Origin of the sequence: Brachybacterium sp. GPGPB12 (assembly GCF_038396325.1) — a bacterium.
GTDB classification, from domain to species: Bacteria; Actinomycetota; Actinomycetes; order Actinomycetales; family Dermabacteraceae; genus Brachybacterium; species Brachybacterium conglomeratum.
Genome location: NZ_CP149573.1, coordinates 3,629,998 through 3,651,384, shown reverse-complemented (window position 1 = coordinate 3,651,384; position 21,387 = coordinate 3,629,998). Strand labels below are relative to the sequence as shown.

General features: G+C 74.8%; 18 protein-coding genes and 4 pseudogenes. 5 read left to right on the top strand and 17 right to left on the bottom strand.

Annotated elements, in window-relative coordinates; translation table 11 throughout:
* The first annotated feature begins 236 nt into the window (after window positions 1-236).
* Both WKH84_RS21205 and WKH84_RS21200 read left to right on the top strand, forming a co-directional pair.
* Entirely contained in the window at window positions 237-629 is a 393-nt protein-coding gene (locus WKH84_RS21205) for a hypothetical protein (RefSeq protein ID WP_341855007.1), read from the top strand.
* On the top strand, window positions 626-1,756 hold the full coding sequence (locus WKH84_RS21200; protein WP_341855006.1) for a hypothetical protein: 1,131 nt from the start codon (window positions 626-628) through the stop codon (window positions 1,754-1,756). The genes WKH84_RS21205 and WKH84_RS21200 overlap by 4 nt, the downstream gene beginning before the upstream one ends.
* Before the next feature lie 149 nt (window positions 1,757-1,905).
* On the opposite strand, the gene ettA is transcribed toward WKH84_RS21200, so the two are convergent.
* The 3 genes from ettA to WKH84_RS21185 all read right to left on the bottom strand — a co-directional run bounded on the left by ettA (window position 1,906) and on the right by WKH84_RS21185 (window position 5,583).
* A complete protein-coding gene (ettA, locus tag WKH84_RS21195; protein ID WP_341855005.1) occupies window positions 1,906-3,591 on the bottom strand; it encodes an energy-dependent translational throttle protein EttA in 1,686 nt (561 codons plus the stop codon).
* 163 nt (window positions 3,592-3,754) lie between these two features.
* Entirely contained in the window at window positions 3,755-4,447 is a 693-nt protein-coding gene (locus WKH84_RS21190; RefSeq protein WP_341855004.1) for an HAD family phosphatase, read from the bottom strand.
* Window positions 4,444-5,583 (bottom strand): PDZ domain-containing protein, encoded by a 1,140-nt coding sequence (locus WKH84_RS21185; protein ID WP_341855003.1) that lies wholly within the window; start codon window positions 5,581-5,583, stop codon window positions 4,444-4,446. Before WKH84_RS21185 ends, WKH84_RS21190 begins: the two co-directional genes overlap by 4 nt.
* Window positions 5,584-5,667: 84 nt before the next feature.
* On the opposite strand from WKH84_RS21185, the gene WKH84_RS21180 reads away from it, so the two are divergent.
* Window positions 5,668-7,965, top strand: coding sequence for a zinc-dependent metalloprotease (locus WKH84_RS21180; protein ID WP_341855002.1), 2,298 nt, complete (start codon window positions 5,668-5,670; stop codon window positions 7,963-7,965).
* A 91-nt stretch (window positions 7,966-8,056) separates the two neighbouring features.
* Here WKH84_RS21180 and WKH84_RS21175 read toward each other — a convergent pair whose 3' ends face one another.
* Together WKH84_RS21175 and WKH84_RS21170 are read right to left on the bottom strand one after the other, a co-directional pair.
* Window positions 8,057-8,407: a M48 family metallopeptidase gene (locus tag WKH84_RS21175; protein WP_341855001.1), complete on the bottom strand. Its 351-nt coding sequence runs from the start codon at window positions 8,405-8,407 to the stop codon at window positions 8,057-8,059.
* Window positions 8,382-8,645, bottom strand: coding sequence for a hypothetical protein (locus tag WKH84_RS21170; RefSeq protein ID WP_341855000.1), 264 nt, complete (start codon window positions 8,643-8,645; stop codon window positions 8,382-8,384). The genes WKH84_RS21175 and WKH84_RS21170 overlap by 26 nt, the downstream gene beginning before the upstream one ends.
* Before the next feature lie 550 nt (window positions 8,646-9,195).
* Here WKH84_RS21170 and WKH84_RS21165 point away from each other — a divergent pair.
* The gene (locus tag WKH84_RS21165; RefSeq protein WP_010551122.1) at window positions 9,196-9,354 is read left to right on the top strand and encodes a DUF5679 domain-containing protein; all 159 of its coding nucleotides are present in this window, start codon (window positions 9,196-9,198) and stop codon (window positions 9,352-9,354) included.
* A gap of 255 nt (window positions 9,355-9,609) precedes the next feature.
* On the opposite strand, the gene WKH84_RS21160 is transcribed toward WKH84_RS21165, so the two are convergent.
* The 5 genes and pseudogenes from WKH84_RS21160 to WKH84_RS21140 form a co-directional block, all read right to left on the bottom strand.
* Window positions 9,610-9,879 (bottom strand): WhiB family transcriptional regulator, encoded by a 270-nt coding sequence (locus tag WKH84_RS21160; RefSeq protein WP_341856999.1) that lies wholly within the window; start codon window positions 9,877-9,879, stop codon window positions 9,610-9,612.
* A gap of 351 nt (window positions 9,880-10,230) precedes the next feature.
* A pseudogene (locus WKH84_RS21155) lies at window positions 10,231-12,361 on the bottom strand (ATP-dependent DNA helicase UvrD2).
* Between the two features lie 259 nt (window positions 12,362-12,620).
* Window positions 12,621-12,815, bottom strand: a complete 195-nt coding sequence (locus WKH84_RS21150) for a hypothetical protein (RefSeq protein ID WP_341857051.1) — start codon at window positions 12,813-12,815, stop codon at window positions 12,621-12,623.
* Between the two features lie 89 nt (window positions 12,816-12,904).
* A pseudogene (locus tag WKH84_RS21145) lies at window positions 12,905-13,021 on the bottom strand (NUDIX domain-containing protein); the annotation flags it as partial.
* Between the two features lie 43 nt (window positions 13,022-13,064).
* Window positions 13,065-13,538, bottom strand: a complete 474-nt coding sequence (locus WKH84_RS21140) for an NUDIX-like domain-containing protein (protein ID WP_341854999.1) — start codon at window positions 13,536-13,538, stop codon at window positions 13,065-13,067.
* 49 nt (window positions 13,539-13,587) lie between these two features.
* Between WKH84_RS21140 and WKH84_RS21135 the strand changes: the two genes are divergently transcribed.
* Window positions 13,588-14,580, top strand: coding sequence for a phosphotransferase (locus tag WKH84_RS21135; RefSeq protein WP_341854998.1), 993 nt, complete (start codon window positions 13,588-13,590; stop codon window positions 14,578-14,580).
* A gap of 29 nt (window positions 14,581-14,609) precedes the next feature.
* On the opposite strand, the gene WKH84_RS21130 is transcribed toward WKH84_RS21135, so the two are convergent.
* From WKH84_RS21130 to WKH84_RS21100, 7 genes and pseudogenes are all read right to left on the bottom strand, one after another.
* Window positions 14,610-16,709 carry a 3'-5' exonuclease gene (locus WKH84_RS21130; RefSeq protein WP_341854997.1) on the bottom strand — a complete coding sequence of 700 codons (2,100 nt, stop codon included), beginning with the start codon at window positions 16,707-16,709 and terminating at the stop codon, window positions 14,610-14,612.
* 187 nt (window positions 16,710-16,896) lie between these two features.
* The gene (locus tag WKH84_RS21125; RefSeq protein ID WP_341856998.1) at window positions 16,897-17,235 is read right to left on the bottom strand and encodes a UvrD-helicase domain-containing protein; all 339 of its coding nucleotides are present in this window, start codon (window positions 17,233-17,235) and stop codon (window positions 16,897-16,899) included.
* 157 nt (window positions 17,236-17,392) lie between these two features.
* Window positions 17,393-17,914, bottom strand: a pseudogene (locus WKH84_RS21120) (UvrD-helicase domain-containing protein); the annotation flags it as partial.
* 155 nt (window positions 17,915-18,069) lie between these two features.
* Window positions 18,070-18,624, bottom strand: coding sequence for a PD-(D/E)XK nuclease family protein (locus WKH84_RS21115; protein WP_341856997.1), 555 nt, complete (start codon window positions 18,622-18,624; stop codon window positions 18,070-18,072).
* A 73-nt stretch (window positions 18,625-18,697) separates the two neighbouring features.
* Window positions 18,698-18,757 (bottom strand): annotated as a pseudogene (locus tag WKH84_RS21110) (hypothetical protein); the annotation flags it as partial.
* On the bottom strand, window positions 18,757-20,910 hold the full coding sequence (locus tag WKH84_RS21105) for a hypothetical protein (protein WP_341854996.1): 2,154 nt from the start codon (window positions 20,908-20,910) through the stop codon (window positions 18,757-18,759). The gene WKH84_RS21105 and the pseudogene WKH84_RS21110, both read right to left, overlap by 1 nt.
* Complete coding sequence (locus tag WKH84_RS21100) at window positions 20,844-21,341, bottom strand: hypothetical protein (protein WP_341854995.1); 498 nt, start codon at window positions 21,339-21,341, stop codon at window positions 20,844-20,846. Before WKH84_RS21100 ends, WKH84_RS21105 begins: the two co-directional genes overlap by 67 nt.
* Window positions 21,342-21,387 lie beyond the last annotated feature (46 nt).

The window sequence follows — 21,387 nt, the reverse complement described above, 5'->3', positions numbered from 1 at the left end:
TTTCTGGACCCTCACCAGCACTGTTGGGGCACCTCCAGTTCATCCGCGCGAGTGGCCGTCACGATCTGTCAACCCTCTTGCAAGAACTTTCAGCGACCCCCGCTCCCCTCCTCCTCCCCCACTCGTCCCCGCTCCGCGCGCTCTGCGCCCGAGACGGCGCTCCTGCCTGCCACAATGGGGATCGGCACCGTGGGGGCGGTGCCGTCGAAGAGAGCACAGCGCATGGAGGGGCCCGGATGGTCAGCGAGGCAGCGACCGGCGACGTCATGGATCTTCCCGGGATCCCGGAGGACACGATCGATCTCGGGGAGCGGCTCGATCCGGTGCGCACCCTCCTGCGGCGCACCGCGGGCGGGGACCGTCGCGCGACCGGTGCGGCGCTGGACGTGCTCGGGCCGCGGATCCACGGTCTCGCGGTCCACGTGACCGGCTCCGCCGCCCGCGCGTCGGCCCTCACCGTCAGCGTGCTGCGCTCGTGCCTGCGCGATCTTCGCCGAGCTCGCCGCGAGCGGCCTGCCCGGCGAGGCGGCGGTGCTGGACCGGGCCCGACGCGCGGCGCTCGCGACCCGTCCCAGCGGCGACGTCCGCTCGCTGGTCTCCCCCGCCGCCGCGAACGACCGCACCCGTGACCGACGGGAGGTGGACGTCGCCGCGGGTCCTGCTCGTCCTCCCGCTGCCCCAGCGCGCCCTCGTCGAGTCCGCCGCGCAGGGCCGCTTCGCAGCGACGGGGGCCGAGCGGCCCGGAGCCGCGACCGCCCTCGCCCGGGTCCTCGACGCGCTCGTGCCCCTCGGCGGCCCGGAGGACCCGGAGCCGCGGGCCCTGGCCGCGCTCGACGCCCTGGCCCTCGCGGACCCCTCGGAGCAGGCACGACTGAAGGAGATCGCGCGAGGTCCCGAGACCGCGGGCGTGCACCGCCACGCGATCGAGGCGGCGGCGCGGCTGACGCTCCTGACCGCCGTCCCGCCCTCGCGGGACCTGCATGTGGCCGTGCTCGAGGGCTTCGCCCCGGAGCCGGTCCCCGCCCCGGCGCCCGAGGCGGCCTACAGCGGCGACTACGCGACCCCGGTGCTGGGCACGGTCTCGCAGCGCCGTATGGTGGGGCCGCCTGCCCGTCCCGGTGCCGCACCGGCCGCGGCGCCCGGGGTGTCGGCCCCCTCGGCCCCGACCCCCGTCCCCTCCGGCGGCGAGCAGTCCGCCCCGGACGCCGCCCCCTCCTTCGCCTTCCGCCCCGGCGACGAGGCGGAGCGCGGCCGCCGTGCTCGCCGCCGGCGCCGACAGCAGGCCCGCGCCGGGACGCGCCGCACGCCCTGGATCTCCCGCACGCTCGCCGCGCTCCTGGCGGTGGCCGCCCTGGTGCTGGGCGGGTCGCTGGTGACCACCCGCGGCGATCTCGCCGAGGCCGAGGAGTTCACCGACACCTGGGCGACGCTCTCCCTCTCCCCCGAGGCGCGGCTCGTGCCGGGGCTGAGCGACAACGGCACCTGGCAGGCGGTGATCGCGGAGGACGGCGTGGCGGCGCGCGCCGAGGGCGTCGCCGGCTGGGACGGCGAGGTGCTCGAGCTGTGGGGCGAGACCGACGGGGTCGCGCGGAGCCTGGGCGTGCTGGACCTCTCCCGCGACGGCAAGATCGCGTTCACCGCCGACGGGACGGCCGATCGTCTGCTGGTCACGCGGGAGATCGCACCGGGCAGCGGCTCCGGCTCCCCCTCCCCGCGGGTGGTGGCCACGCTCGACCCCGGGATCAGCGGCATCTGAGCGAGGCGCTCGTCCGGCGCGGATCGCGGCCCGACGTCGGCGCCCGCTCTCCGAGCCGGCCGGGACGATGCCGGGACGACGGAAGGGGCCGATCACCTCGCGGTGATCGGCCCCTTCCGGCGGCTGGACCGGTGCTCCCGGCCCGGACCTCAGTCGCGGGTCAGGCGGCGGTAGGTCACGCGGTGCGGGCGCGCGGCCTCCTCGCCCAGGCGGGCGACCTTGTTCTGCTGGTAGGACTCGAAGTTGCCCTCGAACCAGTACCAGTTCGCCGGGTTCTCCTCGGTGCCCTCGTAGGCCAGGATGTGGGTGGCGACGCGGTCGAGGAACCAGCGGTCGTGGGAGACGACCACGGCGCGCCCGGGGAACTCCAGCGACGCGTTCTCGAGCGAGCCGAGGGTCTGCACGTCCAGGTCGTTCGTCGGCTCGTCCAGGAGCGACACATTGCCGCCCTGCTTGAGGGTGAGCGCGAGGTTCAGGCGGTTGCGCTCGCCGCCGGAGAGCACGCCGGCCTTCTTCTGCTGGTCCGGGCCCTTGAAGCCGAACTGGGAGACGTAGGCGCGCGAGGGGATCTCGACCTTGCCGACCTGGATGAAGTCCAGCCCGTCGGAGACGACCTCCCAGAGGTTCTTCTCCGGATCGATGTTCTCGCGGTTCTGGTCGACGTAGCTGATCTTGACGCTCTGACCGATCTTCAGCTCGCCGCCGTCCAGGGGCTCGAGGCCCACGATGGTCTTGAACAGGGTGGTCTTGCCGACGCCGTTGGGGCCGATGACGCCCACGATGCCGTTCGGCGGCAGGGAGAAGGAGAGCCCGTCGATGAGCATCCGCTCGCCGAAGCCCTTCTTCAGGTCCTTCGCCTCGATCACCTGGTTGCCCAGGCGGGGGCCGGGCGGGATGGTGATCTCCTCGAAGTCGAGCTTGCGGGTCTTCTCGGCCTCTGCGGCCATCTCCTCGTAGCGGGCCAGACGGGACTTGGACTTCGCCTGGCGGCCCTTGGCGTTGGAGCGGACCCAGTCCAGCTCCTCCTTGAGGCGCTTGGCGAGCTTCTGGTCCTTCTTGCCCTGGACCTGGAGGCGCTCCTCCTTCTTCTGCAGATAGGTGGAGTAGTTGCCCTCGTAGGGGTAGAGGTGGCCGCGGTCGACCTCGGCGATCCACTCCGCGACGTGGTCGAGGAAGTAGCGGTCGTGGGTGACGGCGATGACGGCGCCCTCGTACTGCTGGAGGTCTTTGCTCGAGCCAGAGCACGCTCTCGGCGTCGAGGTGGTTGGTGGGCTCGTCCAGCAGCGCAGCAGGTCGGGCTTCTCCAGCAGCGGCTTGCACAGCGCCACGCGACGGCGCTCACCGCCGGAGAGGTGGGTGACGGGCTCGTCGCCGGGCGGGCGCCGCGGCGCGTCCATCGCCTGCTCGAGCTGCGAGTCGAGGTCCCAGCCGTTCTGGGCGTCGATCTCGGTCTGGAGCTTGCCCATCTCCTCCATCAGCGCGTCGAAGTCCGCGTCGGGCTCGGCCATCTCCTCGCCGATGGCGTTGAAGCGCTGGACCTTCTTGAACAGCTCGCCCATGCCCTCCTGGACGTTCTCCAGGACGGTCTTGGACTCGTCCAGCGGCGGCTCCTGCGGCAGGATGCCGACGGAGTATCCCGGGCTGAGGCGGGCCTCGCCGTTGGAGGGCTGGTCCAGCCCCGCCATGATCTTCAGGATGGTCGACTTGCCGGCGCCGTTGGGGCCGACCATGCCGATCTTCGCGCCCGGGTAGAAGCTCATGGTGACGTCATCGAGGATGACCTTGTCGCCCACGGCCTTGCGGGCCTTGTACATCGTGTAGATGAACTCTGCCAATGTGGTGTCCTTGTCGGAGAGCGGTCGGAGTGCTGGTCTCTCACCGGCGCGCCGCAGGGCGGCGCCGCACGGGAGTCGTCGCGATGACCGACTCTACCCCGCCCGCCCTCCGCGCGACCCGCCCGGGCCCGGCTCGGGCCGCCCAGATGGAGGGCGAACCGGCTCAGTCCGTCGGGACTCCGCGCTCGGCGAGCACCCGCCGGGCGATGCTCACGCCGGGCTCGGTGCCCTCGGGGCGCGGATCGCCGTTGCGGGGCCAGAGATGCGCGTCGATGCCGAGCGCCCGGGCGGCCTGGACGTTCTCCGCGCGGTCGTCGAAGAAGATCACCGCCGAGGGGAGCCGCACTCCCCGGTCTCGTGCGCCAGCACGTCCAGCGACACCTCGTAGATCTCCCGCTCGGGCTTCACGGTGCGTTCCTCGGCGGAGATCACCGCGAGGGTGAAGGCCTCGAACCAGTCGGCCTTCCGCACCGCCTCGCCGAAGGCGGCCGAGGCGTTGGACAGCGGCGCCATGCGCACGTCGTTGCGGGCGAGGTCGTGCAGCGCGCGCGCGGGAATCGGGCTCCACGCGCAGGAAGTAGCGGTTGTCGGCGTCCTGCGGCTCGTCGATCTCCGCAGCGGTGAGCTCCTCCACGCCGGCGGCGCGGGCGACCAACCCCCAGTACTCGGCAGGGCTGGTGCGGGCGGCGTCGTAGTCGCCGCGCTCGGCCCACAGCGCCTCGCCGACGGCCTCGACGTCTCCGCCGAGCCGCTCGTGGATGTCGGGGACCGGGTCGTGGCCGGCGCTCAGCACGCCGCCGAAGTCGAAGACGACGGTGGGGCGCCGCGGGGCGCGTCGTCGGTTCTTCTTGCTCATGGGGTCACGTCCTCACAGGTGGGGAGTCCTTCGACGGTGCCGGTCTCGGCGATGGTGGTCGTCGCCTCGAGGGCCTCCTCGAAGGTGCCGACGGCGACGACCTCGAGCCCGTCGGGCTCGTAGCCGACGACCTCCTCGCAGTTCGCGGAGGGGGCCAGGAAGAACTCGGCGTCGGACTCCTCCGCGCCGACCATCTTCTGGCGGATACCGCCGATGGAGCCGACGGTGCCGTCCTCGGCGATGGTGCCGGTCCCGGCGATGGCGTGCCCGCCGGTGAGGGCCCCCTCGGTCAGCTCGTCGTAGACGGACAGGGAGAAGATCAGCCCCGCGCTCGGGCCGCCGACGTCGCCGACGGCGATGTCGATGTCGAGCGGGAACTCGTGGCCCTCGGCGAGGATCACCCCCATCCGCGGCGTGCCGTCGACGAGTTCGGTGGGGACCTGGAGGTCCTTCTCCACGCCGTCGCGGCGCACGGTCATCTCCACGTCCTCGCCCTCGGGCACGGCGGCGATGAGGTCGCGATAGCCCTGCACGTCGCCGGCGGTCCGCCCGCCGACGGAGACGATCACGTCGCCGCCCTCGAGGGTGCCGGCCGCGGCGCCGTCCTCTTGGACGCCCGCGATCATCACGACGTCGCGGTACTCGATGTCGAGCTCGTCCAGGGCGACCGCGACGGCGTCCTGCTGGGAGGTGCTCATCGCGGCGGTGTTGGTCAGGGTGGTCTGCTCGCGGGTCTGCCCGTCGGGGAAGACCGCCTCGCGCGGCGACACCATCTTGGAGCGGTCGAACCAGGCGGCGACGACCTCGACGGGGGTCACCCTGTAGCCGGGCCCGCCGTCGACGGAGACCGTGGTCATCATGAGCGACCCGTCGGTGGGGTGGGTCTCGGCGCCGTCGATGACGAGGATCTCCTCGTCCTCCCACTCGCCGAGCACGTCGATGGCGGGCCCGGGCCGCTCGATGACGTAGGGCACGGGGAGCAGGGAGCCGCCGAGGATCATCGCGCACAGCGGCGCGAGCATCGTCAGTGCGAGCCGGGGCCGGGCGAGCCGCGCGTCGTCGATCGCGCGCGCGGCCGCCGCGCGCACCCCGCGGCGGCGGGCAGGGGGCGTGGGGTCGTCGGTCACCCGGCCCATTGTGCCGCACCGGGCGGGACGGTCAGCGCGGCCGCCGGGGTGCGGTCGGTACCCTGGGGACCCCACGGACCGCAGGAGGTGGCCATGAGCGATGCCCCGATCCCGGGTGGACCCGGTGACATGGACGAGGAGGCGCTGAAGCGCTTCCTGAAGGAGACTTTCGGGGACGCGCTCCCCGAGGGAGCGCTGGACGGGCTGGACCTCTCCGCCCTGGCGCGAGAGGCGAACCTCCCCCAGGACCCCGCGCAGGCGCGCGCGGCCGCCGCCCAGATGCAGAACCTCTTCGCCGCCCAGGGCGACAGCCCCGTGAACTGGCAGATGGCGGAGGACCTCGCGCGTCGCACCGCCGCCGGGCAGGTGACCCTGCCGGGCGTCGAGACGCCGTCCGGCACGCCTGGCGATCCGAGCCCCTCGGCCGAGCAGGTCGCCGAGCCGCGCCAGGCGGCGCAGGTGGCGCGGCTGTGGCTGGACCCGGTGCTCGCGATCGACGTGCCCTCCGCGGAGCCGCAGGTGTACAGCCGCGGCACCTGGCTCGCGCGCACCCTGCCGCGCTGGAAGCCGATCGTGGAGCCGGTCGCGAAGTACATGGCCGGCGCCATCGGCGAGGCGATCAGCGCGCAGATGGGGCAGATGGGCGATCTGGGCGCCATGGGCGCGGGCGGGATGCAGATGCCCGGCGGCGGCGATCCGGCCGGGATGATGGAGCGCATCGGCGGGACGATGTTCGGCGTCCAGTTCGGTCACGCGATCGGGGCGCTGGCCCGGGAGATCTCCGGCACCACGGACCTGGGGTCGCCGCTCGGCCGCGACGGCGAGCCGGCGCTGGTCGCCGCCAACGTCGAGGACCTGATCTCAGCGCACTCCCTCGACCCGGCGTCGACGCGGATCTTCCTCGCCTCCCGCGAGATCGCGCACACAGCGCTCTTCACCGCCGCGCCGTGGCTGGGACGCGCCCTGTTCTCCGCGATCGAGGACTACTCGCGCGGGATCACCCTGGATCTCGACGCGCTCGACGAGATGGTGCGGGACCTGGACCTCTCGGACCCGCAGTCGATGCAGGCGCGCCGGCCCGAGGAGATGTTCGTCTTCACGCGCCGCGCCTCGCAGGAGCGGGCTCTCGAGGAGCTCGCGACCACCCTCGCACTCATCGAGGCGTGGGTCGACCACGTCACCACCAAGGCGCTGACCGGCAAGGCGCCGGACCTGGAGGCGCCGCGCGAGGTGCCGCGCCGCCGCCGCGCGGCCGGCGGCCCGGCCGAGCAGATGCTCTCGAAGACCATCGGCATCGAGATGCGTCCGCGCCGCGTGCGCGAGGCGCTGTCCTGGTGGGAATCCGTGCTGGCCACCGAGGGCGAGTCCGGCCGTGAGGCGAAGTGGGACCACCCCGACCTGCGCCCACGGCGGAGGTGCTCTCGGGCACGCCGCAGGCGCCGAGGACCGACGCCGCCGCCCCGGCCGAGGGCGCGGAGGAGCTCGCCGACGTCACCATCCCCGCCGACTTCGACGCGGAGCTCGAGAAGCCGCTGGCCGGCGAGGGCGTGGACGACGCGCCCCACGAGGACGAGCAGGGCCGGTCGCGCGAGGACGGCGAGGGCCCGGGCGATGGGGAGTCCACCGACGACGGCGGTTCGGACAGCGGCGACTCCGACGGGTCCGGCACCGACCAGGACGGGAACGGCCCGGCGGGCGATGCCCGCTGAGGTGGACGACGGCACCGCGGACGCCTCGCCGGTGGCGGATCGGGCTCCTGCCGCCGAGCCGCCCGTGAGCGCTCCGACGTCGTCGGCCGCGCCCGAGCCGGCGGCGACAGAGCTCGCCCTCGCACTCGAGGGCGCGGCCTCGACGCCCGCCCTCGCCCGGGAGTTCCTCGACCTGCTGACGGGCGTGCCGCGCGCCCTGTACCGCGACGGCGGGCCGCGCCATCTCACCGCGAGCGCGATCGTGACCGATGCGCCGGGCGAGCACGTGGCGCTCGTCTGGCACCTCAAGGGCCGCTTCTGGGTGCGGCCCGGCGGTCATCTCGAGGACGGCGAGACGAGCCTCGAGCAGGCGGCGCGGCGCGAGGTCGCCGAGGAGATCGGACTGTCGGGCCTGGAGCGCATCGGCGAGGGCCCGGCCATGCTCCACCGTCACGGGCTGGACGCCGCCTTCGGCCGCCGCCAGGAGCACTGGGACGTGCAGTACCTGCTGCGCGCCCCGCGCCCGGCGGCCCAGATGCCGCTCAGGGCGAGCGAGGAGTCGGGGGACGTGCAGTGGTTCCCCTGGCCCTCCCGCACTCCCCTGCCCGGCCCGGCGGCGAAGCTGCTGCCGGAGGGCGTGGTCCCGGACCTGCCCGCCGCGCTGGATGCTGTCGCGGAGCGCTTCGCGACGTCGCTGCGCTGAGCTCCAGCGCTGAGCTCCAGCGCCGCGCGGTCCGGCGCTGGCCTGTGCTCGACGGCGTCCGCGGGCGCGGCACCGCCCGCCCCGGCCGCGCTCAGGCCTCTCCGGCGGCCTCCTCGACGTCGTCGCCGTCCAGCGGCGGCATGTTCTTCACCCAGGAGACCCCGTCGAGGAATCCCTGCGCCTTCTCCGCCTGCGGGTAGGCGGCCATCAGGGCCTTGAACTCGGGCCCGTGGCCGGGCACGAGCAGGTGCACCAGCTCGTGCATCATCACCGAGCGCACCACGTAGTCCGGCATGCCCTGCGGCTGGTGCGAGAGCCGGATCGTGCCGTCTGCCGGGGTGCACGAGCCCCAGCGGGTGTTCTGGCGTGTGGACCACGTCACCGAGGCGGGGTGGGCCCGGCCACCGAGATGAGCCTCACTGACCTCGCGTGCCATCCTCATCAGCTCTCCATCGCTGCGCCTCGCGGGGTGCGCGCGCCTCCCGCGCGACCATCTGGTCGACCATCTTCCGTGCCCAGTCCCGCTCCTGGCGGGCGCTGAAGGAGGCGGGGATCGCGACCACGATGTCGCCGTCGCGCCTCGTGATGGACACGGTGCGGCGGCGTCGTGCGCCGCGCCGCACGAGCACCCGCTCGCCGCGGGGCCCGCTCAGCCGCTCATGGTGGACCAGATCATTCATGGGGCAAGCCTGGCACGCTCGGTCGACGAAGTTTTTTCGTCCACAGCTGTGCACTGCGATTCGGCCGGTCAGAGCGTCGTGACCGGGGACGATGACGGTTCCTCCACAGTGTTCACACCGGGCGGGGCCGGCTGTCCACAGGATGCGGCCGGTTGTCCACAGTCGGTCCCCGGTCCGTCTTTGACCCGCCCGGTCCGCAGGGGCTAGGTTTCCCTGCACGTAGGACCCCGGGATAACTAGCAGGACGCACACGGGGAAGGTGCGCGTGGTGCTGAGCGCCCCCGGGGTCCTACGGCCCAGGTCGGCCTCACGTCGCCGTCGGGCCGCCGATATCGGCTCGTCGTGCGCACTTCCTCGGCTCCCCGGAGCCCCCAGCCTCCCGAAGCGCACGACGGGCCGGTCAGATCGGATCACCCCTCTTCTGCGCCGCGCCGCGGCTGTTCCTGATTCGTGCGCATGTGCGCCCCCGCTACAGTGGTCCGGTCCCGGTCCGCGGCGAGAGTCGTGCGCCGGCGAATGTTCATCACTCACGAACCCACGAGGAGCGGATATGGCCGACGAGACCTATGCCGGAGAGTTCTACTGCGTCAAGTGCCGCGAGAAGCGGGAGGCCGAGGGCAACGTCGTCGTCTCCAACGGTCGTCGCATGGCCAAGGCCGTGTGCCCGGAGTGCGGCACCAAGCTGAACCGGATCCTCGGCAAGGCCTGATCGACGTACTGCGAGGCACGAGCGGTAGGAGATCAGGCAGCAAGCACTGCTGATCGACGTACTGCGAGGCACGAGCGGTAGGAGATCAGGCAGCAAGCACTGCTGATCGACGTACTGCGAAGCACGAGCGGTAGGAGATCAGGCAGACACGACTGCTGGTCGACGTACTGCGAGGCTCTGCCTCCACAGACCGCGGAGGGCGGGGCACCATCGGTGCCCCGCCCTTCGTCGTCCCCTCGCCCGTCGCGGGCGCGCTCATGCCGCGTCGGCGTCGGGGAGGGGGTTCTTCCGCGGGCGGCCGCGGCCGCGCTTGACGGCGATGATGCGGCCGTCCTGGAAGATCGCGCCTCCCCAGACGCCCCAGGGCTCGCCCCGGTCCAGGGCGCCCTGGCGGCACTCCTGGATCAGGGGGCAGTCGGCGCACAGGAGCTTGGCCTGCTCGAGGTCGGCGGGGCGCTCGGAGAAGAAGAGGTCGGCCGCGTCCGCGTCGTGGCACGGCGAAGATGTCTGCGGAGGCGTCCGCAGGGTTCAGGAAGGTGGTCAGTAGAGAAGTCATCGTCTCGCTGCTTCGACGTCGTCGGGAAGGACGGCCCCGGGAGGGGCGGGAGGGGCGGCGCCGGTGCCGCCCCGTGCAGCGAGGGTGGACCTCGTCAGCTCAGGCGGAGCACCGCGGGGGCATAGCCCCGTTCGCGCGGCAGAAGAGCGGGCGCGCCGAGGGGGCGCAGGCCAGCTCCTGCCAGATTCCTGAAAACGATCACGAGACCCACCCCCTTTCTGTGCGCGTGCCCCGGCTTCCCGGCTCACGACCCGAACGATTGACGTAGAGGACTCTACACCCGTCCCGGCGAATGCAGAAGTATTTTTTGACCTGCGGTTTCAGTCCTTCTCGGAGGGGCCGGCGAGGATCTGCAGCGGCGCGGCGCCGTAGGAGGAGACCTTCGCGGGGCCGATCCCGGGCACGGCCAGCGGCTCCTCCTCGGTGCGGGGTGCGCGCTCGGCGACGGCTTCGAGGGCGGCATCGGTGAGCACGGCGTAGGCGGGGACGCCGCGCCGGCCGGACTCCTCGCGCCGCCAGCCGCGGCTCGGCGAGGAGCTCGGGCCCGGCGGTGGAGGGGCGACCGTCGTGGCGGCCGCGCCGCTGCTCGGCGGCGGAGACGAGGCCCTGCCCGCACACCCGGCACTCGGAGTAGACGGTGGCGGAGCGGCGGCCGGTGCGGCGCGGTCCGGGACCGGGCGCGGTGCGCGGGGAGTCGGGATGGGCGAGCACCCCGTCGAGGAAGCGGGAAGGCTTGCGGGAGCCGCGGGCGCCGGGGGTGTGCGGGCCGCGGCCCAGCTGACGGTGAGCAGGTCGCGGGCGCGGGTGAGGGCGACGTAGAACAGTCGCCGCTCCTCCTCGACCTCGGCCGGGGTCTTGGCCATGGAGATCGGCGACAGCCCGTCGCTCGCGCCGACCACGAACACGACCGGCCACTCCAGGCCCTTGGCGGCGTGGACTGAGGCGAGGGTGACGCCGTCGACGACGGGCGCGGCCTGCGACTCGGCCCGCTCCTCGAGCTCGCGGACCACGTCGGCCATGGTCGCCCCGGGGCGGGCGGTGATGGTGTCGGTGAGGCCGACGAGGGCGTTCAGCGAGTCCCAGCGGTCGCGGATCGCGCCGGTGGTCTCGGGGGCCTGCTCGGACCAGCCCTGCTGGGAGAGGACGTCGCGGACGGCGCGGGCCGGGTCGAGCTGTTCGACCCGGGTCGCGGCGCGCAGGGACACCATCGCGCGCCGCACCTCCTGCCGTTCGAAGAAGCGGTCCCCGCCGCGCACCAGGTAGCCGATGCCGAGGGCGGTGAGCGCCTGCTCGAACGCCTCGGACTGGCTGTTGGTGCGGAACAGGATCGCGATCTCGGAGGCGGTGCGGCCCTCGCCGATCAGCGCGCCGATGCGGTCGGCGATCCCGTCGGCCTCGGCGGCGTCGTCGGGGAAGGACTCCACCAGCGGCGGCGGCCCGGCATCGCGCTGGGAGACGAGGGTGAGACGACCGGCGCGGGTGCGGCCCTGCGCGCCGTCGAGGACGGTGTTGGCCATGCGCACGATCTCCGGGGTGGAGCGGTAGTTGCGCTCGAGGCGGATGGTGCGGGCGCGCTTGAACTCGCTGCGGAAGTCCAGGAGGTAGGAGGCGCGGGCGCCGGCGAAGGTGTAGATGGTCTGGGCGGCGTCGCCCACCACGCACAGGTCGTCGGAGGTGCCCAGCCACAGCCGCAGCGGCGCGCGTGCGCAGGGCGGAGACGTCCTGGTACTCGTCGACGACGAAGTGCTTGTACTGGGAGCGGACCTCGCGGGCGACGTCGCCGCGCTCGGTGAGGAAGCCGACCATGTGCAGCGAGCACGTCCTCGAAGTCGATGACGTTGTGCTCCTTCTTCACCTCCTCGTACTGGGTGAGGATGCGGGAGATGGAGCGGGAGTCGAAGCCGGCCACTCCCGGGCGGCGGGCCTGCGCGGCCGCGTCCGGATAGGTCTCGGGGGTCAGCATCGACACCCGCGACCACTCGACCTCGGCGACGATGTCGCGCGCCGCCGCGCGGTCCACGCTGAGGTGCAGGCGGGAGCAGGCCTCCCCCACCGCGGCGTACTTGCTGGCGATGATGTCGGGCATCGACCCGCCGACGACGCGGGGCCAGAAGTGGCGCGGCTGGCGCGCGCGGCGGAGTGGAAGGTGCGGGCCTGCACGGCGGGCACGCCCAGGTCCCGCAGGCGCGAGCGCATCTCGGCGGCGGCCTTCGCGGTGAAGGTGACGGCGAGGACGTGGCGGGGGTTCAGCTGACCGGTGCTGACGCCGTACGCGATGCGGTGGGTGATCGCGCGGGTCTTCCCGGTGCCGGCGCCGGCGAGCACGCACAGCGGCGTGCCGAAGCTCTCCGCCACCTCGCGCCGCTCGGGGTCGAGCGCGGCGAGGAGCGACTCCGCATCTGGCGGGGCGGAGGGGGCGGTGGCGTCGGGGGCGGCGGTCTGGTCGGTCATCGCCCTCCATCCTGCCAGGGCGGTGCGACGCTCCACGGGGTGCTGTGGACGGCGGGTGCCTCACACCTCGCCGGGGCGTCGGGACACGAGCGGCCGCGGCAGTCTCGGCCGGGCACCTCACGGGTGATGGCGCGTGGCGTACCTCTACGCCTCTATAGGCGTAGAGGTACGCCACGCGCCATCGACTGACCATTGCCCTCGCCGACGTCGAGCCGAGGGCGCAGGACCCCGCAGGTCGAGCCGGGCCGGCGAGCGCCGCTCAGGCCTCGGCGGAGCGGCCGTACCAGTCGTCGATCAGGGCGCGGCCCATCGAGGCGGGGCCGGGCGACTCGATCTCGTCGGCCGCGAGAGCGGCGGCGAGCTCCTCGCGGCTGAACCAGCGCGCCTCGGCGATCTCCTCGTCCTGGAGGGTGAGCTCGCCTGCCTCCGGCGCCCAGGCGCGGTAGCCGAGCATGAGCGAGCGCGGGAAGGGCCAGGGCTGGCGCCCATGTATTCGACCTCGGTGACGGTCACGCCCACCTCCTCGGCGACCTCCCGGGCGATGGCGTTCTCGAGGCTCTCTCCGGGCTCGACGAAGCCTGCGAGAACCGAGTGGAAGCGGCCGCGGAAGTGGGCGTTGCGGGCCAGCAGCAGGCGGTCCTGGCCGTCCCGCACGGCCATGATCACTGCCGGGTCGGTGCGGGGGAACTGCTCGACGCCGTCCTCACGGCGGCCGCAGGACCCAGCCTGCCTTCTCGGGCTCGAGCGACCCGCCGCACAGCGGGCAGTGCCGCATCGAGCGGTGCCAGGCACCCATCGCGACCGCGGCCGCGGCGAGGTCGGCATCCGCATCGGCCAGCCGGTCCGCGACGCGCCGGAGGTCGCGCAGATCACGGCCGGGGTCGTCGAGCTCGGGGCTCGGCTCGGGGATCTCCACGGCGAGCACCCGCACGCCGTCACGTCGGCCCAGCGGCACCAGCGGCTGGGCGGTGCCGCCGCGAGGGTCCGCGGTCTCCAGCACGGCGTGCGGCGTGCCGTGCTCGTCCTCGGAGAGGGTGACCGCCCCGGCGCGGGTGACGAGATAGCGGGCGTCCTCGCCGGGGGCGAGCACTCCGTCCTCGCCGCGCAGCGGCGCGTCGCGGTCGGAGCCCAGGAGGGTCAGGGGCGTGTTGAGATGCGGTCCACGGAGCGTCGGCATGGCCTCGAGCCTAACCGGCGGGCGGGGTCGGGACGGGTACGGTGGACGCGTGCATCGCAACTCCTACTCCATGGTCGCCCTCGCCGCGGCGGCGGTCCCCGGGCTGACCCCGGTGCGGGCCTCCTCCATCGCCACCCCGGTCGAGGATCTCGACGTCGCCGGAGTGGTCGCGGAGGACGGCCGCCGAGTGCTGGTCCACTCCCCCGCCACCACGGCGGCAGGGATCCATCTCGAGCGCGACCTGCGCGTCGCCGATGCCCTCACCGGGACCCCGCTGAAGGCCGTGATCCCGCCCGTGCTCGGCTACGTCAAGCTCCCCGAGGGCGGGCGCGGCGCGGTGACCGAGGCCCCCGTCGGCCGGCCGCTCATGCTCGACGACCTCCAGGACAGCGAGGAGCTCGCCCGCTCCCTCGGCGAGGTCCTCGCCCGGATCCACACCGTGCCGCGCTACGCCGCGGAGTCCGCCGGGGTGGAGTCCTTCACCCCGGAGGTCTTGCACGCCCGCCACCGTGCCCGGATCGACAAGGTCCATGCCGCCGGGCACCTGCCCGCCGCGGTCGCGCAGCGGTGGGACACGCCGCTGGCCGATCAGGAGCTGTGGGACTTCACGCCCCAGTTCATCCACGGGGACCTGTCGGAGGAGAGCCTGTTCGTCTCGGGCCGGCGCCTCAGCGCCGTGCGGGACTGGTCCTCCTCGATCGTCGGCGATCCCGCGGCGGATCTGGCCTGGCTGATCTCCTCGCTGGACCCGGAGCGGTTCGACTCCCTGTACGCCGCGTACCGCGAGGAGTCGCCCACCTCGAGCCATCCCCGGCTGATGGAGCGGGCGCAGGCGCTGGGCGAGTTCGCGGTCGCGGAGTGGCTCGAGCACGGCCTGGAGATCGAGGACGAGGACATCGTCGCCGACGCCCGCGGCATGATCGCCGACCTCGACGCGGACCTCGCCCAGATCGCGCGCGAGGAGGCCGAGCGCACCTACGACGAGATGAACGCGCACGAGGACGGCGGGCGGTCCGCCGACAGCGCCCGCTCCGAGGCCTGAGCGAGACCCAGCTCCCTCACCGACATCGGTCATCCGGGAAGGCCCCGGCCGGCATGAGCCCGCGGCGGGCTCAGCCTTCTGTCCGCGTCACTCCCCCGACAGCATCTCCGCGATCCGTTCGCGGGAGGGGTGCTCGGTGACCTCGTGGGTGATCCCGTCGGCCACGAAGTGGAAGGCCGTGCGGATGTTCTGAAGCGGCAGACCGGTCCGCTCGTGCCAGGCCAGGCGGTAGAGCGAGAGCCGCAGCGAGCGTTCGCGCGCTGGGAGGGGCGGGGCATGCGGCCCGTCTTCCAGTCCACGATGATCACCCCGCCGGTGCCGTCGGGCCCTGCCGTGCCGTCGCCGCCCTCGGGGTCTGCGAAGACCGCGTCGATCACGCCGCGCACCCCGATCTCGCCGATCCGGGTGGTGACCGGTCGCTCGACCGCGAGGGGCCGCGGTGCGCCCAATCGGAGGCCTCGAAGGCTTCGCGCAGGGCGCGGGCGTCGGCGAGGGCGCGCTCCTCCTCCGGATCCTCGAGATCGGCGAGGTCCTCGAGGTCCAGCAGGGTCGCGCTCTCGAACCGGGTCTCGAGCCAGGCGTGGAAGGCGGTGCCGCGCACGGCGGCCGGCGAGGGCCGGCGCGGCGCCGGGCGCAGCGACTCGATCGCGGCGGCCTGCGGGTCGCGGGCCTGCGCCACCACCTGGGAAGCAGAAAGCCGCGGTGGGGAGTGCACGGCGGGCGCGGCGGCGTGCTGGGCGAGGTCGGCGAGGCGCGTCGCACGAGCTCCTCGAGCTCCGGGTCGGCGAGCGAGGGCGCCTCGATCCCTGCGGCCGGCGCGGGGACTGCCGGGTCGGATTCCGGAACTGGTCGCTCCTGCGCGACCTCCGCGAGGCGGGCGGCGGCGCGGGCGCGGGCCTGCTCGGCCTCGCCCGGGGCGGGCGGCCAGGTGGCGGTGGGCCGCTCGGACTCCAGCGGGTTCTCCTCCGGCACCTCCTGCGCGGAGCGGAACGCCTCGGGCAGCAGCGGCGCCGCCTCGGTGAGATAGCGGGAGCGGGGCCGCGGGGTGCGCACCCCTCGCGCCAGGCGGCGGAGGTCAGCAGCAGGCGGCGCTTGGCGCGGGTGACGGCGACGTACATCAGGCGACGGTCCTCGGCCAGCGCCTCCTCGCCCTGCGCGAAACGGTACTCCTGGATGATCCCCTCGGCGTCGACCTGGGTGTCGGCCTCGGCCCAGGCGAGCTCGGGCAGGGTGTCCGCATCGCCGCGCGCCGCGGTGGGGACGGAGGCTCCGGAGAGCTTGCCGAGCCAGCCGTCGCCGGGCACGCGCACCCGCCCGGTCTCGTCGGCCTTGGCGCGGCGCAGGTCGTAGGAGGGGACGGAGCCCTCGGTGAGCCCGGCGACGGCGACCAGGTCCCACTCCAGGCCCTTGGCGGAGTGCATGGTCACGATGGTCACGGCGGCGGGGTCGTGGGCCTGCTCGGGCGCGGCGGTGACGGAGAGCCCGGCCTCCTCGTCCTCGCTGATCTCGAGCAGGTCGAGATAGGCGCCGAGACCGCCGCGGCGGGCGGTGCGCTCGAAGGAGGCGGCGTGGTCGCGGAACGCCTCGAGGTCGGCGAGCGCACCGGTGCCCGGGGCGGTCTCCAGCGGCGCGAGGTCCACCTCGAGCACCCGGATCGCGGCGGTGACCAGGTCCGGCAGGGGCGCTGGGAGCAGGCGCCGCATCTCGCGCAGCATCTGCTGGAGGTGCAGCGACCGCTCCCGGCCGACGGGGGTGAGGGAGCGGTCTGAGGGGTCGGTCCAGTCCGCCGGCGGCAGGTCGTCGACCGCGTCGACGAGGGAGACCTCTTCGGCCTCGTCCCGGGCGCCGACGGCCCCGGCCTCGCCCGCGCCGGCCCGTCGGCGGGAGCCCATCCGGTCCCGCCAGCGGCCGAGGACGGCGAGATCGCGGGCGCCGAGCCGGATCCGCGGCCCGGTGAGCAGGCGCATCAGGGCATCGCCGCGGCCGGGGTCGTGGGCGCATTCGAGCAGGGCCCGCACGTCGGCGACCTCGGGGCGGTGCAGCGACCCGCCGAGGCCGACGACCTGGGCGGGCAGTCCCCTCTCCTCGAGCCCGGCGACGAGGGCGGGGATCTGGCGGCGGGCGCGCACGAGCACCGCGGCGGAGGCGGGCGGGGCATCGTCGGGGCCGGCGCCGTCCCCTGCGTCGCGTCCGTCCTCGGCGCGACGGGCGAGGACCCACTCTGCGATCGCCCTGGCCTCGGCCCGCTCGTCGGCCGCCTCGAGGATCTCGCAGGCTCCCTCCCCGCGCCGGGGCGGGGGTGCGGCTCGGGGATCTCTATCCCGGCGCCGGCGGCGCGCGGCGGGGCGGCGACCCGGTTGGCGACGGCGAGCACTGCCTCGTCGTTGCGCCAGGAGGTGGACAGGGTGCGCTGGAGGACCGGCGCGCCTCGGTCGCGAAGGCGTCGGCGAAGCCGGCGAGGGAGGCGGCCGAGGCGCCGCGCCAGCCGTAGATCGCCTGCTGCGGGTCGCCGACGGCGCAGGCGGCATGCCCGGGGCCGAAGAGGTCGGTGAGCATGCGCGACTGGGCGACGGAGGTGTCCTGGAATTCGTCCAGCGGCACCACGCGGTGCATGCGACGGGCGAGGGCCGCGGCGGCGGGGACCTCGCGGGCGATGCGGGCGGCGAGGGAGACCTGGTCGGAGAAGTCCAGTGCGGAGTCGGCGGCGCGGATCTCGGCGAAGCGGCGCAGCGAGCGGGATCAGGGCCAGGCGCCGCTCGAGCTGGTCGATCACCTTCGCGACGTCCTTCGGGGTGGTGCGCCTCCTGCCCTCGACCTGCAGCGGGATCTGGGAGAGGTGGTCGCGGATCTCGCGCAGATGCGCCTCGAGCCGCTCGGGGGTGACGAGATGGTCGGCGAGCGAGGAGCTCAGCGAGAGCAGGGCGGCGGTGAGCGTGGGCGGGGAGGCCTCGAGGTCCAGGGAGTCGTCCCAGCCCTCGACGATCTCGTGGGCGAGCCGCCAGGAGGCGGAGGCGGACATCATGGTCAGGTCCGGGTCGATGCCGACGGCGAGAGAGTGCTCGCGCACCAGGTCCAGGGCGAAGCCGTTGTAGGTGTGGACCAGGGGGCGCTGGCCGACGAGCTCGTCGCCGCCGCGCTCCAGGCCGGGCGGCGGCTCTCCCCCGGCGCCGCGGAGGGCGGCGGCGAGGGTGGCGAGGCGGGCGCCGATCCGCTCGCCGAGCTCGTGGGCGGCCTTGCGGGTGAAGGTCAGGCCCAGCACCTGGCGCGGCTCGACGATGCCGTTGGCGATCAGCCACACCACGCGGGAGGCCATGGTCTCGGTCTTCCCGGAGCCGGCGCCGGCGACCACCAGCATCGGCGCGAGCGGCGCCTCGATCACGGAGGTCTGCTCGGCGGTGGGCGGAGGCCGCTCGAGCAGGGCCGCGAGCCGCGCGGCGGAGTACCGGGCGGCAGGAGCTCCGGGGGCGGAGACATGGACGGAGTCGGTGGTCACAGCTGCTCTCCTTCGGGCTGGAGCGGGCGGCTCGCGCGCACTGCGCAGTGGTCGCAGTGCGCGTTGCGGCGCGCGGTGACGTGCTCTCCGGAGACGTCGCGGGCCACGTCGCGGACGAGCTCGTCGAACCACTGCGGGTGCTCGGCGCGGGGCGGCGCGGTCTGGGTGCGCACCGCGGCCCTCTTCCCGCCGGTGCCGACGTAGACGAGCTGGGCGCCGTTCAGCCGCTCGGGGGCGTCCTCGCCGAGCCGCTCGGCGAGCGCCCCCTCGCGCACGGCGGCCTGGTAGGCGGCCAGCCGCAGGTCCTCCTCGGCCTTCGCGGCGGACTTCGCGGTGCGGCCGGTCTTGAGGTCCACGACCCGCAGACCGGTCGCATCGCCCTCGATCCGGTCGATCTCGCCGCGCAGGCGGACGCGGTCCAGCGCCACCTCGAAGGGCGCCTCGACGGCGAGGGGCTCGCCGGCGACGCGGAGGTGCTCGGTGAGCAGGCGGGCGGCGTCCTCGGCGTGGCGCACGCGGCGGCGGCCGGACCAGGTGTCGGTGCCGGGCATGCCGCGCAGCGAGGGTGTGCGGCTCGTCCAGGAGGTCGACCTCGCCGCGGGGGTGGATCTGGGCGAGGTGGTGGATCGCGGTGCCGAGCGGCTGGGCGGGGCCGCCTGCGCGGGTGCCTCCGGCGCGCTCCATCAGCCAGGACTGGGGGCAGTCCACAGCGCGCTCGAGAGCGGAGGGCGAGAGGCTGATCGGGTCCTCGGGACCGTGCAGCGGTGCGGTGGAGCTGGGCCGCTGGTGGTACCAGCGGCCGGGGTCGGTGCCGGGGGCGCCGGCGCGGCCCAGGGCCTCCAGGGCGAGGGCCGCGTCGCGGGAGCGGACGGGGTCCTCCTCGTGCGGCCGGCGGCGCGCGCGCGGCGACGAGGCGGCGCGCGTCGGGGGCGGGGCCGGGGTCGCGGCGCGCGACCTCGGGGTCGATCCAGGGCTCCCCCGCCGCGTGCTCGAGCACGTCGAAGAGGGCGGAGGGCTCCTCCTGCTCGCCCTCGATCGCGGTGAGCGACGACGCGGGTGCGGGCGCGGGCGAGGGCGCTGACGGCCAGGCGCGGCTCGTCGGCGAGGACCTGCTCGCGCTGGAGGGCGCGCGCGCCTCGGGGCCCGGGGCGGGGTCGGCGGCACGGGGTCCGGCGAGCAGGGAGAGGTCCGCGGCGCCGAAGAGGGTCGAGCGCAGGCGCAGATCCGGCCAGGCGCCCTCCTGGAGGCGGGCGAGGACGACGGTGTCGCGGTGCTCGCCGGCGAGCTGGGCGGGGGTGAGCACGTCGATCCGGCCGCGGGCGGCGGCGGCCGGGGCGAGGGTGTCCTCGACGACGGCCTGGGCGCGGATCTGCTCGACGAGGTCGAGGGCCCCGGCGCCGGGGCGGCGCTCGGTGAGGCGCTCGGCGGCGGCGAACAGCTCCAGCGGCCGCGTCCAGCCTCGCCGCGGCCATCCGGGCGCGGGCGCCGTCCACGTCCCCGGAGTCGCCGAGCGCGGCGCGGCGCCAGCCGCCGGCGAGGCCGGAGGCGTCCCAGGCGTGCCAGAGCACCTGTTCGGCGCCGTCCTCGCGGTGCTCGCGGACGGCGCGGATCATGTCCCGGATCCGGTGCACGGGGGCGGCGGCGCGGTCGCGGGCGTCCGCGGCGGGAAGGCCGGGAACCTCGTCCTCGACGAGGGCGCGGGCGAGCGACTCCTCGCTCGTGACCGGCGGGGCGGGGGCATCCTCCGTGCTGTCCTTCGGTCGGTGCTCGGCCGGCTCGGACTCCTCTGCGCCGCTCTCCTCCGACGCTCCCGATCCCGTCGGGTCCTCCCCTGCCGCGCTCGCCTCCTCCGCGCGGTGGGCGGCCAGCGAGCAGGCGGCGGATGCGGCGCAGGCGCAGGTCGTCGGCGTCGCCGAAGGGGCCGCGCAGCGGCGCGGTCGCGGTGCGGGCCTCGAGCGGGGTGCCGGCGGGGGCGAGGCCGAGCTCGAGGATTGTGAGCAGGTCGTCGACCACGGCGACGTCGCGCGCGGCTGGGGGCGGCGCGGAACCCGCACGGGCAGGCCGGTGCGGGAGAGCAGATCGGCGACATCGGCGACGGCCGCGCCGGAGCGGCACACCACGGCCATGTCGTCGTAGTCGACGCCCTCGCGGTGGTGGAGGTCGCGCAGGGCGGAGCCGATCAGCCGCGCCTCGTCCAGCGGGTCCGCGGCGCGCGCGCGCCACGAGTCCTCCCGGTCGCTCGGCGCGGGGCCGACGGGACGCGGCCGGGGCGCCCGCGAGCGGGAGCCTGCCCCGCGCGCGTCGACCACGGCGACGAGCCCCTCCTCGCCGCCGTGCGCGCCGTCCAGCGTGATCTCGAGCGGCGCGCCGGGCAGGGCCTCGCGCGCCCGGGCGGCGGCATCGGGCAGGGCGCCGCGGAAGGTGTCCACCGCCGCGTCGGGGCGACTGGTCACCAGCACCTTCGCTCCGGACGCGGCGAGCGCGACGACGAGGTCGATGCCGGCGGCCGTGAGGTCCTGCGCGTCGTCGACCACCACGGTGCGGAAGGGGGCGGGGAGGGTCGGGTCCGCCAGGAGCACGGCGGCGCGGCGCACCAGCGCGCCGGAGTCGAGCCGGGGGCCGGCGTCGAGCGCTGCGGAGGCCTCGAGGTCGAGCACACCGAGGTAGTCGCGCAGCGGCGCCGCGGCGTCGCGCCAGGCGGGGCGGTCGTGCTCGCGGCCGAGCTCCTCGAGCGCGGCGGGACCGAGGCCGAGCTCCCCGGCGCGGGTGATCAGATCGCGCGCTCGGTGCGGAAGCCGGGCAGGGTGCGTGCGCCGGGGTCGACGTCCAGGTGCCAAGCCGGGCGCTCGGCGATCAGCTCGGCGAGCAGGGCGTCCTGCTCCGCGCCGGTGACCAGGGTCGGCTCGCCCAGCCCTCGGCGCAGCGCGTCGGCGCGGGCGATCGCATGGGCGAGGGCGGGCGGGGTCATGGCGCGGGCCGTGCCGTGCCCACGGACGGCGAGCGCATCGCGCAGACGCCCGGCGGCGAGGCGGCGCGGGGCCAGCAGCGGCGCGTCCTCCCCGGAGGCGTCGGCCGCGGCGAGCGCGAGGGCGGTGCGGCCGCCGCCGGGCCCGCCGTGGACGATCACGTGGTGACCGGCAGCGACGGCGTCCAGGGCGCGGCGCTGGCCCGAGTCCAGCGCGCGGCGGGCAGCGCGCGGGCGCGGCGCCTCGAGATCGGGTCCGAGCAGGCGGATGCCCTCCCCCGTGATGGTGCCGGTGCGTCGCATGGGACCATTTGACCCCATGGCCCTGACGTCCGGGATGCTCCGCACA

What these genes read in the sequence shown, in the direction of transcription:
- WKH84_RS21205 (WP_341855007.1), top strand. Translation starts at nt 237, where the DNA reads ATGGTCAGCGAGGCAGCGACCGGCGACGTCATGGATCTTCCCGGGATC.
- WKH84_RS21190 (WP_341855004.1), bottom strand. Translation starts at nt 4,447, where the DNA reads ATGAGCAAGAAGAACCGACGACGCGCCCCGCGGCGCCCCACCGTCGTC.
- WKH84_RS21185 (WP_341855003.1), bottom strand. Translation starts at nt 5,583, where the DNA reads ATGGGCCGGGTGACCGACGACCCCACGCCCCCTGCCCGCCGCCGCGGG.
- WKH84_RS21180 (WP_341855002.1), top strand. Translation starts at nt 5,668, where the DNA reads ATGAGCGATGCCCCGATCCCGGGTGGACCCGGTGACATGGACGAGGAG.
- WKH84_RS21175 (WP_341855001.1), bottom strand. Translation starts at nt 8,407, where the DNA reads ATGAGGATGGCACGCGAGGTCAGTGAGGCTCATCTCGGTGGCCGGGCC.
- WKH84_RS21170 (WP_341855000.1), bottom strand. Translation starts at nt 8,645, where the DNA reads ATGAATGATCTGGTCCACCATGAGCGGCTGAGCGGGCCCCGCGGCGAG.
- WKH84_RS21165 (WP_010551122.1), top strand. Translation starts at nt 9,196, where the DNA reads ATGGCCGACGAGACCTATGCCGGAGAGTTCTACTGCGTCAAGTGCCGC.
- WKH84_RS21150 (WP_341857051.1), bottom strand. Translation starts at nt 12,815, where the DNA reads ATGCTCGGCTACCGCGCCTGGGCGCCGGAGGCAGGCGAGCTCACCCTC.
- WKH84_RS21140 (WP_341854999.1), bottom strand. Translation starts at nt 13,538, where the DNA reads ATGCCGACGCTCCGTGGACCGCATCTCAACACGCCCCTGACCCTCCTG.
- WKH84_RS21115 (WP_341856997.1), bottom strand. Translation starts at nt 18,624, where the DNA reads ATGCCCGGCACCGACACCTGGTCCGGCCGCCGCCGCGTGCGCCACGCC.
- WKH84_RS21100 (WP_341854995.1), bottom strand. Translation starts at nt 21,341, where the DNA reads ATGCGACGCACCGGCACCATCACGGGGGAGGGCATCCGCCTGCTCGGA.